The organism is Pseudomonas onubensis (assembly GCF_965653655.1).
GTDB lineage: Bacteria > Pseudomonadota > Gammaproteobacteria > Pseudomonadales > Pseudomonadaceae > Aquipseudomonas.
In genome coordinates this window covers 1-17,104 of record NZ_CBFHAZ010000067.1, presented here as the reverse complement: position 1 = coordinate 17,104, position 17,104 = coordinate 1, and the positions used below count along the sequence as shown (strand labels likewise).

The following is a 17,104-nucleotide window of genomic DNA, read 5'->3' as shown; positions in this document are numbered from 1 at the left end:
GGCCGGGCTGGCGCTCCACTGCGCAGCGCCCCCGAAAGCCGGGGCCTGCTGCGCAGTCCAGCGGGAGCAAGCTCCCTCGCCACAGCAAGCCCGCCCCTGGACCTCTGAAAGATCAGCCAATCAAGCGCCCTGGCGCTTGTCCTCGACCTTCCACTTGCCGCCGTCGTAGAACGCTTTCCAGCCGGTAGGCTTGCCGTCCACTTCGGTCTGCACGTACTGCTCCTTGGTTTTGCGGCTGTAGCGAATCACGGACGGGCGACCGTCGGGATCCTTCTTCGGCGCTTCACACAGGAAGTGGTACTTCGGATCGATCTCGTCCTTGTGCGGCACGATCTCCATCACCAAAGGTGCACGGGTCTCGCGGTTTTTCGGGAACTGGCTGGCCGCCAGGAACAGGCCCGAAGCGCCGTCACGCAGGATGTAGGTGTCGTTGACCTTCTCGCACTTGAGTTCCGGCATCTTCACCGGGTCCATCTTCGGCGGCGCCGCGTCGCCGCTTTTCAGCAGTTTGCGGGTGTTCTTGCAGGTCGGGTTGGTGCAGCCGAAGAACTTGCCGAAACGGCCGGTCTTGAGCTGCATCTCGCTGCCGCACTTGTCGCACTCCAGGCTCGGACCTTCGTAGCCCTTGATGCGGTAGGTGCCCTCTTCGATCTCGTAGCCGTTGCAATCCGGGTTGTTACCGCAGATGTGCAGCTTGTGCTTTTCGTCGAGCAGGTAGGCGTCCATCGCTGTGCTGCAGATCGGGCAACGGTGCTTGCCACGCAGTACCAGCGACTCGGATTCACCCTCGTCGTCGGCGGCAATCTCATCACCCGGCACCAGGTTAACGGTGGCCTTGCAACGCTCTTTCGGCGGCAGGCTGTAGCCCGAGCAACCGAGGAACACACCGGTGGATGCGGTACGAATCTGCATCGGACGGCCGCACGTCAGGCACGGGATGTCAGTCATCACCGGCTGGTTGGCGCGCATGCCGCTATCAGGGCTTTCGGCTACTTCGAGTTTCTTTTTGAAGTCGCCGTAGAACTCATCCAGCACGTTTTTCCAGTCGCGCTCGCCCTGGGCCACGTCATCGAGGTTCTCTTCCATGCCGGCGGTAAAGCCGTAGTCCATGAGGTTGGAGAAACTCTCGGACAAGCGCTCGGTGACGATGTCGCCCATCTTTTCCGAGTAGAAACGGCGGTTGTGCAGCGCTACGTAGCCACGGTCCTGGATGGTCGAGATGATTGCCGCATAGGTCGAAGGACGACCGATACCGCGTTTTTCCATCTCTTTTACCAGGCTGGCTTCGGAGTAACGCGCCGGCGGCTTGGTGAAATGCTGGGACGGGTCAAGCTTGATCAGCTTCAACGTGTCGCCCTGGGCCATGTCCGGCAGCACGTCGTCATCGCCTGGCTTGGCGATTTGCGGCATCACGCGGGTATAGCCGTCGAACTTGAGGATACGGCCCTTGGCACGCAGCTCGAAGTCGCCTGCGCCCACGCTGACGGTGGTGGACAGGTATTGCGCCGGCAGCATCTGGCAAGCCAGGAACTGGCGCCAGATCAGCTCGTAGAGGCGCTCAGCGTCACGCTCCATGCCAGTCAGCTTGCTTGGCTCGGTGTTGGCGTCGGAAGGACGAATCGCTTCGTGAGCCTCCTGTGCGCCTTCTTTGCTGCTGTAGACGTTCGGCGACTCCGGCAGATACTTCTTGCCGAACTCGCTTTCAATATAAGTACGCGCCATCGCCACCGCGTCTTGCGACAGGTTGGTGGAGTCGGTACGCATATACGTGATGTAGCCGGCTTCGTACAGACGCTGGGCCATCATCATGGTTTTCTTCACACCGAAGCCCAGGCGGTTACTGGCGGCCTGTTGCAGGGTGGAGGTGATAAACGGCGCCGACGGCTTGCTGCTGGTCGGTTTGTCTTCACGCTTGACGATGCTGTAGCTGGAAGCCTTGAGCTTCTCCAGCGCGGCCATGGCCTGGGCTTCGTTGAGCGGTTTGAAGGCCTCGCCTTTCTCGCGGGCCACTTCAAAGCGCACGTTGTTGCCCTTGGCAGTGCCCAGGTCGGCGTGGACTTCCCAGTATTCTTCGGGGTTGAACGCTCGGATCTCGCGCTCACGCTCCACCACCAGCTTGACCGCTACCGATTGCACACGGCCGGCAGACAGGCCACGGGCGATCTTCGCCCACAGCAGTGGCGAGACCATGTAACCCACTACGCGGTCGAGGAAACGACGCGCCTGCTGGGCGTTGACTCGGTCGATATCCAGCTCACCCGGCTTGGAGAAGGCTTCCTGGATGGCTTTCTTGGTGATTTCGTTGAACACCACACGCTTGTAGCGGCTGTCATCACCGCCGATGGCTTCGCGCAGGTGCCAGGCAATGGCTTCCCCTTCGCGGTCCAAGTCCGTCGCGAGATAGATGGTGTCGGCATCTTTGGCGAGCCGGCGCAGCTCTTCGATGACCTTTTCCTTGCCTGGAAGGATTTCGTACTTGGCCTTCCAGCCATGTTCCGGGTCCACACCCATGCGTGAGACCAGCTGCTTGCGCGCTTTCTCTTTAGGGCTGAGCACCGGACCTTCGCCCGCAGCTGCCTTGCCGCGCTTGGCGGCAGGCTCCTTGCTGGCGCTAGCCGAACCGCTGGTGGGCAGGTCTCGGATATGGCCGATACTCGACTTCACCACGTACTCGTTGCCCAAGTACTTGTTGATGGTCTTGGCCTTAGCCGGGGATTCCACAATGACCAGCGATTTGCCCATGGATCGGAAAATTCCTGAATTCGAGAAGTGAAAGGCAGTTGGCGCCTGTCGCGGCAACGCTATATATAGTGGCAACAAGGTGAGGTCAAGCGCAGCATTCTGCGCGGCCTGCCGTTATTGCTCTGAAAAAAGACTGGGTTCGACCTGCACCAAAGCAAAGCGCGGGACCTGCTCGCCGTCAACTTCGACGCTCTCCAGGAACATGCTCAATGGGCGCACCCAAAAGCCGTAATGGCCATACAGTGCTTGGTAAAACACCACTTCTTCTTCGGTCTCGGAGTGCCGCGCCACATTAAAAACACGGTACTGCGGGCCCTTATAATGTTGGTAGAGCCCTGGTTCGACTTTCATGCTCTGGCCCTCGTGCAAAATTTGTTGAAAAAAAATATTAAAAAATTCCAAAAAACAAAAACCGGGGCACTGGGCCCCGGCTTCCGTCAGCGAAACGTTTAGATACGTTCGAAGACGGTGGAAATGCCTTGGCCGAGACCAATGCACATGGTTGCAACCCCAAGGTTGCCGCCATTTTGCTTCATCACGTTAAGCAAAGTGCCGGAGATACGTGCACCGGAGCAACCGAATGGGTGGCCCAGGGCAATCGCGCCGCCGTGCAGGTTAACCTTCTCGTTCATCTTGTCGAGTACTTTCAAATCTTTCAGCACTGGCAGGGCCTGTGCGGCGAAAGCTTCGTTGAGCTCGAAGAAGTCGATATCGGAGATGGTCAGGCCCGCGCGCTTCAAGGCTTTTTGTGTGGCCGGTACTGGACCATAGCCCATGATTGCCGGGTCCACACCTGCCACTGCCATCGAACGGATCACCGCCATCGGCTGAATGCCCAGGTCCTGGGCACGCTGCGCCGACATCACGATCATGCACGAAGCACCGTCGGTGATTTGCGACGAAGTACCGGCAGTCACGGTGCCGCCCTTTGGATTGAAGGCGGGTTTCAAGGCCGCCAGGCTTTCCAGGGTGGTGTCCGGACGAATGGTTTCGTCGTAGTCGAACAGTTTGAGGAAGCCGTTCTCGTCGTAACCGTTCATCGGGATGATTTCATCCTTGAACTTGCCTTCCACGGTCGCCTTGTGGGCCAACTGGTGGGAACGCACGCCGAACGCGTCCTGGGCTTCGCGGGTAATGCCGTGCATTTTGCCGAGCATTTCTGCGGTAAGGCCCATCATGCCCGAGGCTTTTGCCGCGTACAGCGACATGTGCGGGTTAGGGTCGACGCCGTGCATCATGCTGACGTGGCCCATGTGCTCCACGCCGCCGACCACGAACACATCACCGTTGCCGGTCATGATCGCTTGTGCTGCGGTGTGCAGCGCGCTCATCGACGAGCCACACAGGCGGCTGACCGTCTGGCCAGCTGCCGTGTGCGGGATCTGGGTCATCAACGACGCCATGCGCGCGATGTTCCAGCCCTGCTCCAGGGTCTGGTTGACGCAGCCCCAGATCACGTCTTCGACTTCGTTAGGGTCGACCTTGACGTTACGCTCCAGCAACTTGCTGATCAGGTGCGCCGACATGTCTTCGGCGCGGGTGTTGCGGTGCATGCCGCCCTTGGAGCGGCCCATTGGCGTGCGACCGAAGTCGACAATCACCACGTCTCTTGGATTCAAGCTCATAAATATTCTCGCTCTATTCGTCTGGGCGCTTAACCGAAGAAGCTCTGGCCATTTTTGGCCATTTCACGCAGCTTCGCGGTCGGGTGGTACAGCGGGCCCAGATCAGCGTATTTGTCAGCCAGGGCAACGAACTCAGCCACACCGATCGAGTCGATGTAACGCAGCGCACCACCACGGAATGGAGGGAAACCAATACCGTACACCAGGCCCATATCGGCTTCGGCGGCGGTTTCAACGATGCCATCTTCCAGGCAACGCACGGTTTCCAGGCACAGGGCAATCATCATCCAGTTGATGATGTCCTCGTCGGACACCTCACGCTGTTCGTAGATGACGGGCGCGAGTACTTCGTGAACCGATGGGTCGGCCACTTTCTTCTGCTTGCCCTTCTTGTCAGCCTCGTAGGCATAGAAGCCTTTGCCGTTCTTCTGGCCCAGGCGCTTGGCCTCGTAGAGCGCGTCGATCGCCGAGCGGCGGTCGTCTTTCATGCGGTCCGGGAAGCCTTCAGCCATTACGTCACGACCGTGATGGCCAGTGTCGATGCCGACCACGTCCATCAGGTACGCCGGGCCCATTGGCCAGCCGAATTTTTCCATCACTTTATCGATGCGCACAAAGTCGACACCGGCGCTGACCAGCTTGGCGAAACCGCCGAAGTACGGGAACAGCACACGGTTAACCAGGAAGCCCGGGCAGTCATTGACCACGATCGGGTTTTTGCCCATTTTCTTGGCGTAGGCAACGGTGGTGGCAACCGCCAGCTCGCTGGACTTCTCGCCACGGATCACTTCCACCAGCGGCATCATGTGTACCGGGTTGAAGAAGTGCATGCCGACGAAGTTTTCCGGACGCTTGAGGGCCTTGGCCAGCAGCGAGATGGAAATAGTCGAGGTGTTCGAGGCCAGGATAGTGTCGTCTTTAACCTGGGCTTCCACTTCAGCCAGTACGGCTTGCTTGACCTTCGGGTTTTCGACTACCGCTTCGACCACCAGGTCGACGTGGCCGAAATCGCCGTAGGACAGCGTAGGACGAATGCCGTTAAGCACTTCAGCCATCTTCGCGGCGGTCATGCGACCTTTATCAACGCGGCCCACCAGCAGCTTGGCGGCTTCTGCCAGGCCTTGCTCGATGCCGTGCTCGTTGATGTCTTTCATCAGGATCGGCGTGCCTTTGGACGCCGACTGATAGGCGATACCGCCGCCCATGATACCGGCGCCGAGTACGGCAGCCTGTTTCACGTCTTTGGCGATTTCGTCGTAGGCCTTGGCCTTTTTCTTCAGTTCCTGATCGTTCAGGAACAGGCCGATCAAGCTTTGTGCTGCCGAGGTTTTCGCCAGTTTGACGAAACCGGCCGCTTCCACTTCCAGGGCTTTGTCGCGAGCGAAGTTCGCGGCTTTCTGGATGGTCTTGATCGCTTCAACCGGCGCCGGGTAGTTCGGGCCGGCCTGGCCTGCCACGAAACCTTTGGCGGTTTCGAACGACATCATTTGTTCGATGGCGTTGAGCTTGAGTTTTTCCAGCTTCGGCTGACGCTTGGCCTTGTAGTCAAATTCGCCGCTGATGGCGCCTTTGATCAGGTTCAGTGCGGCTTCAGCCAGTTTGTCCGGGGCAACCACTGCGTCGACGGCGCCGACTTTCAGCGCGTCTTCGGCACGGTTTTCTTTACCGGCGGCGATCCACTCGATCGCGTTGTCAGCACCGATCAGGCGCGGCAGACGCACAGTGCCACCAAACCCTGGGTAGATGCCCAGTTTGACTTCAGGCAGGCCGATTTTGGCGGTGGCCGACATAACGCGGAAGTCCGCGGCCAGGCACATTTCCAGGCCGCCGCCCAACGCGATGCCATTAATGGCAGCAACGGTTGGCACGTTGAGGTCTTCGAAATCGCTGAAAATCTTGTTGGCTTCGAGGTTGCCGGCCACAAGCTCTGCATCGGGCAGCTTGAAGTTGTCGACGAATTCGGTGATGTCAGCGCCGACGATAAACACGTCCTTGCCGCTGGAGACGATCACGCCCTTGACCGAAGCATCTGCTTTGATGGTGTCTACGGCCTGACGCAGTTCGTTCAGGGTTAGACGGTTGAACTTGTTGACGGACTCACCCTTGAGGTCGAATTTCAGTTCGACGATGCCACTTTCAAGAGCCTTAACCGTGATGGCTTTACCTTCGTAAATCATCAACTGATCTCCACGATATGGAAGCTGAACAGTACACATTGGACGCTGGCCTATTGGTTGGACATTGAGAGTTGCCTCAATGCTCATGCCAATCCGCCAGGCACACCCGCCAATGCGCTAGTCGGGGTTCTGTATGAGCCGTCTGACAGACAAACGCTCAATTCATACGCCCGTTTGATTTGGGTACGTCACCTTCATCCAATTCAAGCCAATTGTCAATCGCTCGAAAGGCCAGTAAAAGCGCGACTTTCCAGTCAGTTCAGAACCCCACGCCTGCGCCTGCGCCCCGTCAATATTCAAATATTCACAGAATCAATAATAAAAAAGATGTGGGAAAAGGCTGTACAGAATCGGATATGCCGCTAGGCTAGCCACAACCGCAAAGCACCTGGGTGAACACCCGGCGCGAGCAACATAGAATTACCGGCCTGCCTGGCCAACTCCAGCCCGATGATGATGTCGGGCTTTTTAATGCCTGGCTTTTAACGCTATGGCGTCATGCCAGGGCCCTGAGCAGCGTATCGATGTCCTTCAGCACGCTCGCTTCGCCCTTCTCGCCCCAATACAAGGCGATCATTTGCTTGTCGGCCTCGACCTTGTAGACGTTGGCCGGCAGCGTCGCAAAATGCGGCAACAACTTTTCATCCTCACACACTTCACGCCACTGATTGACCCACACGCCCGGCGACATTTGCCAATAACTCCACAGCGCCGGCGTGCTGCCCCGCCGCGGCCTGCAGTACTGCGCGCAGGGGCTCGGAGGCTCTTGCGCAAACCAGTGCGGCCACTCCTGCGGCGCCAGTTGCATGGCCAAACCGATGCGGCGCGCCTCCATACGCAGGGCCATGCGCCCGCTCTGATGGCGCGACGGGCGCAGCCAGGCCAGGGGGCTAAGAACCACCAGAAGGATTGACACCACTATCCAGACCGTCATATGTGTACTCCCGAATTTCTAGATGAGCGGGTTTGAGCTGACGCAACCCCATCCGCTTGAAACCAGCCATACTGAACTTATTGCAGTCCCCTGGAGGAACGCGCCATGCCCAACGAACATTCCTACAAACATATCCTGGTCGCTGTCGATCTGACCGAAGAGTGCGACCCGGTTATCAAGCGTGCGCAGGCTTCAGCAATCGCCAACGGCGCCAAGCTGTCACTCGTGCATATCGTCGAGCCTATGGCCATGGCCTTTGGTGGCGACGTGCCCATGGACCTTTCCCAGTTGCAGCAACAGCAATTTGATCAGGCCAAAGAGCGCCTGGAGCGCTTGATCCAAAAATACCCGGAAGTGACCAAGGAAAACTCCCACCTCACTTACGGCCAGCCGCGCCAGGAAATCCATCATCTGGCCAAAGAGCAGAACTGCGACCTGATCGTGGTCGGCAGCCATGGTCGTCATGGCCTGGCGTTGTTGCTGGGCTCTACCGCCAATGACGTGCTGCACGGTGCGCCGTGTGATGTGCTGGCGGTCAAGCTGGTAAAAGACAAATAAGGCCGACGAAGATCCAATGTGGGAGCGGGCTTGCTCGCGAAAGCAGTCTGTCAGTTGATGCATCTGGCGCCTGATACACCGCTTTCGCGAGCAAGCCCGCTCCCACATTTGAATCGCATTTCATATAAAAAAGCCCGGCGCTCATAAAAACGAGCGCCGGGCTTTTTATTGCCATTGAATCAATCAGGCATCCAGCTCAGCCCAACGCTCCATCAGCACTTCCAGCTCCTGGTTCAGCTTTTCCAGGGAAGCAATCACCTTGGCGGTTTCCGCTGCCGGGCGCAGGTAGAAACCTGCGTCAGCCATGTCTGCCTCTACCGCAGCGATCTGCTGTTCCTTGGCGTCGATATCACCCGGCAAGGCTTCCAGCTCGCGCTGCAGCTTGTAGCTGAGCTTCTTCTTGGCCGCCGGCGCAGCGTCCGCAACCGGTGCAGCAGCAGCGGCCACAGGCGCCACGACGGCCGAGGTCAGGTCGGCCTTGCCGGACTTGCTCTCGGTCACGCCCAACAGGCGCGGCGAGCCGCCCTGGCGGATCCAGTCCTGATAGCCGCCGACGTATTCACGCACCTTGCCTTCACCTTCGAAAACCAGGGTGCTGGTCACCACGTTGTCGAGGAATGCCCGGTCGTGGCTGACCATCAGCACGGTGCCGTTGAAGGTCAGCAAAACCTCTTCCAGCAGCTCGAGGGTTTCCACGTCGAGGTCGTTGGTCGGTTCGTCGAGTACCAGCAGGTTGGACGGCTTGCTGAACAGTTTGGCCAGCAGCAGGCGCGCGCGCTCACCACCGGACAAGGCTTTGACCGGCGTACGCGCACGCTGCGGGCTGAACAGGAAGTCGCCCAGGTAGCTCAACACGTGGCGGCTCTGGCCGTCGATGTCGATAAAGTCGCGGCCTTCGGCAACGTTGTCGATCACGGTCTTTTCCAGGTCCAACTGGTGGCGCAACTGGTCGAAGTAAGCCACGTCGATGCGCGTGCCTTCTTCCACGGTGCCGCTGGTCGGTTGCAGGCCATTGAGCATCAGCTTTAGCAAGGTGGTCTTGCCGGTGCCGTTGGCGCCCAGCAGGCCGATACGGTCGCCGCGCTGCAGGACCATCGAGAAGTCCTTGATCAGGAACGGGCCATCCGGGTGGTGGAAGCTGACGTTCTCCAGCACCATCACCTGCTTGCCCGACTTGTCGGCAGTGTCCAACTGGATATTGGCCTTGCCGGTGCGCTCGCGGCGCTCACTGCGTTCAACACGCAGGGCCTTGAGGGCACGTACACGGCCTTCGTTACGGGTGCGACGGGCCTTGATGCCCTGGCGGATCCAGACTTCTTCCTGGGCCAGCTTCTTGTCGAACAGCGCGTTGGCGGTTTCTTCAGCGGCCAGCGAGGCTTCTTTGTGTACCAGGAAGCTGGCGTAGTCGCCGTTCCAGTCGATCAGGCCGCCACGGTCCAGTTCGAGGATGCGCGTGGCCAGGTTTTGCAGGAAAGAACGGTCGTGCGTGATGAACAGCACGGCGCCCTGGAAATCCTTGAGGGCTTCTTCGAGCCAGGCGATGGCGCCGATGTCCAGGTGGTTGGTGGGTTCGTCGAGCAGCAGCAGGTCCGGCTCGGACACCAGCGCCTGGGCCAGCAGCACGCGACGGCGCCAGCCACCGGACAACTCGGCGAGGGTCTTGTCGGCCGGCAGTTGCAGGCGGCTCAGGGTGCTGTCGACCAGTTGCTGCAAACGCCAGCCGTCACGGGCTTCGAGGTCTTGCTGAACATGCATGAGCTTGTCCAGATCGGCTTCGGTGACGCAGTTCTGCGCCAGGTGATGGTACTGCGCGAGCAACTCGCCAACGCCGTCCAGGCCTTCGGCAACCACGTCGAACACTGTCCGTCCGTCGGCCACCGGCAATTCCTGGGGCAATTCGCCGATCTTGAGGCCTGGCGCGCGCCACACAGAGCCGTCATCGGGCTTCTGGTCGCCTTTTACCAGCTTCATCATGCTGGACTTGCCGGTGCCGTTGCGGCCGATGATGCACACCCGCTCACCACGGGCGATCTGCCAGGACACCTTGTCCAACAACGGCATAGCGCCGAAAGCAAGGGACACATCGCTGAATTTGAGCAGGGTCATACGCTTCTCCAAAAACTGGGCGCGCATTCTACCTGACTTGAGGGTGGGATGCGGCCGGCATTTTTGCCACAGACACGTTCTGTAGGACATTTACAGTCAACTTCTGCCAGCCGGCCGGCAAAGCTTTCACCAGCCGCTGGCAAAAGGCTAAGCTAGGGGCAATCAGTGTCGGCGGTGCCGGTGCTAGTCGTGATTTCTCTGCACGGACGTCTCATGCGCAGTCGCCTTTTCAACTTTTTATCTTGTCTGCTTCTTTCCGCCACCGCCGTTCAATCCGCCCAGGCCGTGGACCTCACCACCCAACGTCAATATTACGATGAAGCCAAACGCGCCCTCGCCAAAGGCGACAGCGGCCCTTACATGCAATACAGCCAGGCCCTGGCCGACTACCCGCTCACGCCGTACCTGGCCTACGACGAGCTGACCGCGCGCCTGAAAACCGCGAGCAACGAGGAAATCGAACAATTCCTCGCCAAAAACGGCGACCTGCCCCAGGCCAACTGGATGAAACTGCGTTGGTTGCGCTGGCTGGCCGACCGTGGTGACTGGCAAACCTTCGAAAAGTACTACGACGCCAAGCTCAATTTCGTCGAACTGGACTGCCTGCACGGCCAGTACCAGTTGACCCACAACCTCAAAGCCGAAGGCTACAAGACCAGCGAAAAACTCTGGATGACCGGCAAATCCCAGCCGGCCGCCTGTGATGCCACCTTTGGCCAGTGGGCCGCCGATGGCCAACTCACCGAACAGAAAATCTGGGACCGCACCAAGCTCGCCGCCGAAGCCCGCAACTACGCGCTGGCCAACAGCCTGGTGAAAACCCTGCCAACCCTCGGCGCCCAAGGCCGCCTGATGGTCGACGTGGCGCAAAAGCCCGACATGCTCAGCGACCCGTCGCGCTTCCTGCCGGCCAACGAGGCCATGTCCGATGCCGTTGGCCTCGGTCTGCGCCGCCTGGCCCGCCAGGACCCGGACAAGGCCATGGCCCTGCTCGACGGCTATGCCAGCAGCATGCACTTCTCCCGTGACGAAAAAGTGTCGATCGCCCGCGAAATCGGCCTGACCCTAGCCCGTCGCTACGACCCGCGCGCCCTGGATGTGATGACCAAGTATGACCCCGAGCTGCGTGACAACACCGTCTCCGAATGGCGCCTGCGCCTGCTGTTGCGCCTGGCGCGCTGGGAAGATGCCTACCAGTTGACCCGCAAACTCCCACAAGACCTGGCCACCACCAACCGCTGGCGTTACTGGCAAGCGCGCAGCCTGGAGCTGGCCGAGCCAAAAAACCCGCAGCCACTGGTGCTGTACAAAAACCTCGCGCAGGAGCGTGATTTCTACGGCTTCCTCGCCGCTGATCGCTCCAAAGCGCCGTACCAGTTGAAAAACAAACCACTGGTGATGAGCCAGGCGTTGATCAACAAGGTGCGTAACACGCCTGGTGTGCGCCGCGCCATGGAGTTCTACGCACGCGGCCAGATTGTCGATGGCCGCCGCGAGTGGTACCACGTGAGCCGCCACTTCAACCGCGATGAAATGGTGGCCCAGGCCAAGCTGGCCTACGACATGAAGTGGTACTTCCCGGCGATCCGCACCATCAGCCAGGCGCAATACTGGGACGACCTGGATATTCGTTTCCCGATGGCTCACCGCGACACACTGGTGCGCGAAGCCAAGGTGCGTGGCCTGCATTCCAGCTGGGTATTTGCCATTACCCGCCAGGAAAGCGCCTTTATGGACGACGCCCGCTCCGGCGTCGGCGCCAGTGGCCTGATGCAACTGATGCCCGGCACCGCCAAAGAGACCGCACGCAAATTCAGCATCCCACTGGCCTCCCCGGCCCAGGTGCTGGACCCGGACAAAAACATCCAGCTCGGCGCCGCCTACCTGAGCCAGGTACACAGCCAGTTCAACGGCAACCGCGTGCTCGCCTCCGCCGCCTACAACGCCGGCCCCGGCCGTGTACGCCAGTGGCTGCGTGGTGCCGATCACCTGAGTTTCGACGTATGGGTGGAAAGCATCCCGTTCGACGAAACCCGCCAGTATGTGCAGAACGTGCTGTCTTATTCGGTGATCTACGGTCAGAAGCTCAATTCACCGCAGCCGCTGGTGGATTGGCATGAGCGGTATTTTGATGATCAGTAAGAGAGACAGCTTCAAGCGACAAGCTTGAAGCGGTAAGTAAAATGCCCGCATTGAAAAATGCGGGCATTTTTTATGGGGCGTTTGGGAGTTCGCTTTGTGCAGCCTCGGCCAAGGCCAGGCTCAAGGCCTGCAGCATAAACTCCACAAAGGGTGTCGCTTCTGCCTGCTGGTCAGCTGCTGACAGCGCGGCGTAATAGGCATCTTGCTGCTCGCGTATTACCGCCTCCACCGGCAGATAAGCCAGTACGGGCCGCCATTGGCTAAGGATCAACGTCTGCCACAGCCGCCCCATTCGCCCATTACCGTCGGCAAATGGATGAATAAACTCAAACTCGTAATGGAACACGCAACTCGCGATGAGCGGGTGCCAGTCCGAAGCCGACAGCCATTGCAGCAAGTCGTCCACCAGATGCGTCACCCGGCTGGCAGGCGGGGCCATATGGACTAACTGTTCACCTCGATAGATACCGACACCCGCCTCACGAAACCGCCCGGCATCATCGATCAAACCAAACATCAGCAGTTCGTGCGCTTTGAGCAAGTCAGCACGATCACTCCCAGTCCACTGCGGCATCGCTTCGTAGGCAGCAAATGCATTACGCACTTCCTGGATCTCTCGGGGCAAGCCCAGCACTCGCTTGCCCTCTAACACAGCGCTCACCTGCTCGACGCTGAGCGTATTGTTCTCGATAGCCAACGAAGCCTGGATTGTGCGGATTCGATTGCCACGTCTTAGCTGAGGTGTCTGACGATTGTCGTCACCGACTGAAAGTTGACCAATCTGCTCACTGATATCGGCTACCAGCGCCAGCATCTTTGTAGTCAGCGTCAACGGCGGTTGATAACGGCTCATGTCCTCATCCAGGTCAATAACGAAAGTCCACATGATGCCTTAGGAACAGGCGCACCGCAGCTTCATTCCACGTCCAATCCATCACTGAATTGCAACGCCGCCAACCGCGCATACAGCGGGTTGCTCGCGATCAACTGTTGATGCGTGCCCACCGCCACCAGCTTGCCCTGGTCCATCACTGCAATGCGGTCGGCGTTCTTTACCGTGGCCAAACGATGCGCAATCACCAGCGTGGTGCGGCCTTGCATCAGTTGCGGCAAGGCTTGCTGGATCAAGTGTTCACTCTGCGCATCAAGGGCGCTGGTGGCTTCGTCCAGCAGCAGGATCGGCGCGTCCACCAGCAACGCACGGGCGATGGCCAGGCGCTGGCGTTGGCCGCCGGACAGGCCCATGCCGCCGTCGCCCAGATGGGTCTGGTAGCCGTCGGGCATTTGCAGGATGAAGTCGTGGGCGTGGGCGATGCGTGCCGCGGCTTCGACCTGTTCGCGCGTGGCGGACGGGTTGCCGTAACGGATGTTTTCTTCAACGCTGCCGAAAAACAGCGCCGGGCTCTGGGACACCAGCGCGAAATGACGGCGCAGGTCCATCGGCTCGAGTTCGGTCAGCGGGTGGCCTTCAAGCAGGATGCGGCCTTGCTGCGGGTCGTAGAAGCGCAGCAGCAAATCAAAGATCGTCGATTTGCCGGCGCCGGACGGGCCGACCAACGCCAGGGTTTCGCCCGGGTTGATGGTCAGGCTCAAGCCGTCGATGGCGTAGCTGTCCGGCCGCGACGGGTAGGAAAAGCGCAGGTCTTGCAGCTCCATACGGCCGCTGACCCGTTCCGGCAACTGCACAGTGCCCTCTTTGGGGGCCTGGATATCGTTGCTCGATTGCAACAGCTCGCCAATCCGCTCAGCCGCCCCGGCGGCGCGTTGCAGTTCACCCAGCACTTCGCTGAGGGTGCCGACGGCGCTGCCGACGATCAGGCTGTAAAACACAAACGCGGCCAGCTCGCCGCCGGAGATGCGCCCATTGATCACATCCATGCCGCCCACCCACAACATCACGCCCACGGCGCCGAGCACCAGCATGATCACCAGGGTAATCAGCCAGGCGCGCTGTGCGATGCGTTTACGCGCCGTGGCAAATGCCTCTTCGACGGTGACGGCGAAGCGCTGTTCGTCCTGCACCTGGTGGTTGTAGGCCTGCACGGTCTTGATCTGGCCAAGCGTCTCCGACACGTAACTGCCCACATCGGCAATACGGTCCTGGCTCAGCCGCGACAGGTTGCGCACGCGGCGACCGAAGATCAGGATTGGCGCCAGCACCAACGGCAGCGCCACCACCACGATGCTGGTGAGTTTGGGGTTGGTGACAAACAACAACACGATGCCGCCGATCACCATCAAGGCGTTGCGCAGGAACAGCGACAGCGACGAGCCGATCACCGATTGCAGCAAGGTGGTATCGGTGGTCAGCCGTGACTGGATTTCGGAACTGCGGTTGTTCTCGTAAAAACCGGGATGCAGGTAAATCAGGTGGTTGAACACTTGGCGACGGATGTCTGCCACCACCCTCTCACCAATCCACGACACCAGGTAAAACCGTGAAAACGTGCCCACGGCCAGGCCCAGTACCAAAATCATGAACAAGCCGATCGACTGGTTGAGCAGATGCGGCGACTGGGTCATGAAGCCCTGGTCCACCAGCAGGCGAATGCCTTGCCCCATGGACAAGGTGATGCCGGCCGTGACAATCAGCGCCAACAAGGCGCCCAGCGCCTGCCAACGATAGGGCGCAACAAAGCGGCTGGCCAGACGAATCGCACGGCGTTGACGGACTGAGAACATGGAGGGCATACCGATAAGGAACCTGTACACCAACATTGGGGGAACTTAGGTAAATAACAATGCGTCAGGTTAATTATGCCCGCCGATGTTGATCCCTAGAGGCTATCGGTCTAACGCCCGGGTGGAAATTTGTATCGGTTTCTGCTGGACTGGGCGTTCGAACCGGTGATCGTGTAAGGAGTTGTAATAGATCGGTCACGCGGGCGGCTTAGAGTAAGAAGCCAAGTAGGTACACAACCTGATGAGGAGACAGGCTATGACCTTGCAAAATAGCAGCAATGCCAAGATTGAAGTAATTCGCCAGCCGCAGCAGTTGCCGTGCTCGTATATCGATGCCAAGGGCCGCGAAGTGCAGATTACCGAAGAGATGATCCAGCAAGCCTGCAGCGAGCTGGAACAGCGACTGGTCAAACCTGCCCAGCAAGGCTGAAGCGCCAACGCTCTTTCAGACCCGGCCGCTACGGCCGGGTTTTTTATGCGGCGACTAAACCGTCACTGCGCCCAATGCAGTGACGATATTTGACAACACTGCCGACTCGCCATTGATCCGCACCTTCAAGCCATCTATCTCGCGACGTTCCGGGTAATGCTTGCGCAGCAGGTCGAACGCCTTGCGTTGTTCCTGCACGGTGCCTACGAGGCTGCGGCGAAAGTCCGCATCATCGCGGCGCGGGTCATACACACTGCGGCACAAGGTCGCCAGCGCCCAGGCCGGTTCTGTCGATGCATTCAAATGCACCTCGGCCAGCCATGGCTGCGGCAACAAATCACTCAATTGGATGCTGGGTTCCTGGCCCATATGGGCACACAAAGCCTGGTAGATCTGCGCGGTACCACGCTGTTTGCCGTCGAGGCTATAGCCGGCGATATGCGGTGTAGCCAGCACGCACAGGTCGGCCAGGTCGACGTCCACTTCGGGCTCGCCTTCCCACACGTCCAGCACTGCTTGCAGGTCTTCGCGCTCCAGCAGCACTTCGCGCAGGGCCGCATTATCGACGACAGGGCCGCGACTGGCGTTGATCAGCCAGGTGCCGGGCTTGAGGCGGCCAAGGCGTTCACGATCAAACAGGTGCCAAGTGGAGCCATTACCGGATTTGGTCAGCGGCGTGTGCAAGCTGATCACGTCGCACTGCTCGATAATCTGCGCCAGGCTCACGTAATCGCCGTCTTCAGCGATCTGGCGCGGCGGGTCGCACACCAGCACGTTCCAGCCCAGTCCTTTAAGCACCTTGACCAGGCGCCCGCCTACTTCACCGGCACCGACGACGCCATAAGTGCGTTGACTGAGGTCGACGCCTTCGATTTCGGCCAGTGTCTGCAAACTGCCCAGCACGTAGTCCACCACGCCTCGGGCATTGCAGCCAGGGGCGCTGGACCAAGTGATCCCGGCCTGCTTGAAGTAATCCAGGTCCAGGTGATCGGTGCCAATGGTGCAGGTGCCCACAAAGCGCACTTTAGTGCCCTCCAACAAGGCACGGTTGACGTTGGTGACCGAGCGCACCAGCAGCACATCGGCCTGCTCGACCGTGGCGCGGTCGATGGAACGCCCGGGTACGCGGCGAATCTCGCCAAACCCTTCGAAGAAGGCATCGAGCAGCGGAATATTTTCGTCGGCAACAATCAACATGGCAGGCTCCTTTCGCGGATTCGCAGTGTACAGGGATGCGATCTGTGTAACACCGCAGATGCCAGGGGGGCAGTGCTTGTGTGGTAGTAGGCTTGTGTGGGGGCTGGCTTGTGTGGGAGCTGGGTTGCCTGCGATGGCGGTTTGTCGGTGTGTATATCCGTTGCTGCGGTCACGGCTACTTAGGGTTCCGCCCTGACGGCGGGTCACTTTTGTAAAGACACAAAAGTAACCAAAAAGTCTTCGCCCCACCACTTGGCACCTCGCTCTGGCTCGGTGTGCCCTCACTCCGGCCATCGTGGTTAACGGGGCGTCTCAGATCAAAAGCAGATCAAGATCAAAATCTACAGCACGGCGGCCTGAAAGCCGACCTGAGTGGTTGAAGCAAAAGCCAGATCAAGTGCAAATCCAAAGCCTATCTACCTGATGCAACACCGTCTAATTGTGGGAGCGGGCTTGCTCGCGAATGCGGTGTGTCAGTCAATTCATTTGTCACTGACCCACCGCATTCGCG

11 protein-coding genes and 1 pseudogene are annotated in these 17,104 nt (G+C 59.4%); 3 read left to right on the top strand and 9 right to left on the bottom strand.

The features are described 5' to 3' along the window. Window positions 1–120: 120 nt before the first annotated feature. The 5 genes from topA to ACTD9P_RS20025 form a co-directional block, all read right to left on the bottom strand. Complete coding sequence (topA, locus tag ACTD9P_RS20045) at window positions 121–2,742, bottom strand: type I DNA topoisomerase (RefSeq protein ID WP_200430534.1); 2,622 nt, start codon at window positions 2,740–2,742, stop codon at window positions 121–123. 114 nt (window positions 2,743–2,856) lie between these two features. Continuing rightward, window positions 2,857–3,093 (bottom strand): DUF1653 domain-containing protein, encoded by a 237-nt coding sequence (locus ACTD9P_RS20040; RefSeq protein WP_438869062.1) that lies wholly within the window; start codon window positions 3,091–3,093, stop codon window positions 2,857–2,859. 98 nt (window positions 3,094–3,191) lie between these two features. After that, entirely contained in the window at window positions 3,192–4,367 is a 1,176-nt protein-coding gene (gene fadA / locus ACTD9P_RS20035) for an acetyl-CoA C-acyltransferase FadA (protein WP_017137418.1), read from the bottom strand. Between the two features lie 29 nt (window positions 4,368–4,396). Then, on the bottom strand, window positions 4,397–6,544 hold the full coding sequence (gene fadB, locus ACTD9P_RS20030) for a fatty acid oxidation complex subunit alpha FadB (protein WP_438869061.1): 2,148 nt from the start codon (window positions 6,542–6,544) through the stop codon (window positions 4,397–4,399). A 496-nt stretch (window positions 6,545–7,040) separates the two neighbouring features. Next, entirely contained in the window at window positions 7,041–7,478 is a 438-nt protein-coding gene (locus tag ACTD9P_RS20025) for a hypothetical protein (protein WP_438869060.1), read from the bottom strand. 105 nt (window positions 7,479–7,583) lie between these two features. On the opposite strand from ACTD9P_RS20025, the gene ACTD9P_RS20020 reads away from it, so the two are divergent. Then, on the top strand, window positions 7,584–8,036 hold the full coding sequence (locus ACTD9P_RS20020) for a universal stress protein (protein WP_438869059.1): 453 nt from the start codon (window positions 7,584–7,586) through the stop codon (window positions 8,034–8,036). Between the two features lie 183 nt (window positions 8,037–8,219). On the opposite strand, the gene ACTD9P_RS20015 is transcribed toward ACTD9P_RS20020, so the two are convergent. After that, window positions 8,220–10,142, bottom strand: a complete 1,923-nt coding sequence (locus tag ACTD9P_RS20015; RefSeq protein WP_438869058.1) for an ATP-binding cassette domain-containing protein — start codon at window positions 10,140–10,142, stop codon at window positions 8,220–8,222. A 213-nt stretch (window positions 10,143–10,355) separates the two neighbouring features. On the opposite strand from ACTD9P_RS20015, the gene ACTD9P_RS20010 reads away from it, so the two are divergent. Beyond that, window positions 10,356–12,284 (top strand): transglycosylase SLT domain-containing protein, encoded by a 1,929-nt coding sequence (locus ACTD9P_RS20010; protein ID WP_438869057.1) that lies wholly within the window; start codon window positions 10,356–10,358, stop codon window positions 12,282–12,284. An 88-nt stretch (window positions 12,285–12,372) separates the two neighbouring features. Here ACTD9P_RS20010 and ACTD9P_RS20005 read toward each other — a convergent pair. Continuing rightward, window positions 12,373–13,137, bottom strand: a pseudogene (locus ACTD9P_RS20005) (Fic family protein); the annotation flags it as partial. 62 nt (window positions 13,138–13,199) lie between these two features. Next, complete coding sequence (locus ACTD9P_RS20000; RefSeq protein ID WP_438869055.1) at window positions 13,200–14,975, bottom strand: ABC transporter transmembrane domain-containing protein; 1,776 nt, start codon at window positions 14,973–14,975, stop codon at window positions 13,200–13,202. 247 nt (window positions 14,976–15,222) lie between these two features. On the opposite strand from ACTD9P_RS20000, the gene ACTD9P_RS19995 reads away from it, so the two are divergent. Continuing rightward, a complete protein-coding gene (locus ACTD9P_RS19995) occupies window positions 15,223–15,396 on the top strand; it encodes a PA1571 family protein (protein WP_219267990.1) in 174 nt (57 codons plus the stop codon). Between the two features lie 54 nt (window positions 15,397–15,450). Here ACTD9P_RS19995 and pdxB read toward each other — a convergent pair whose 3' ends face one another. Next, a complete protein-coding gene (gene pdxB, locus ACTD9P_RS19990; RefSeq protein WP_438869054.1) occupies window positions 15,451–16,593 on the bottom strand; it encodes a 4-phosphoerythronate dehydrogenase PdxB in 1,143 nt (380 codons plus the stop codon). Window positions 16,594–17,104: the final 511 nt, after the last annotated feature.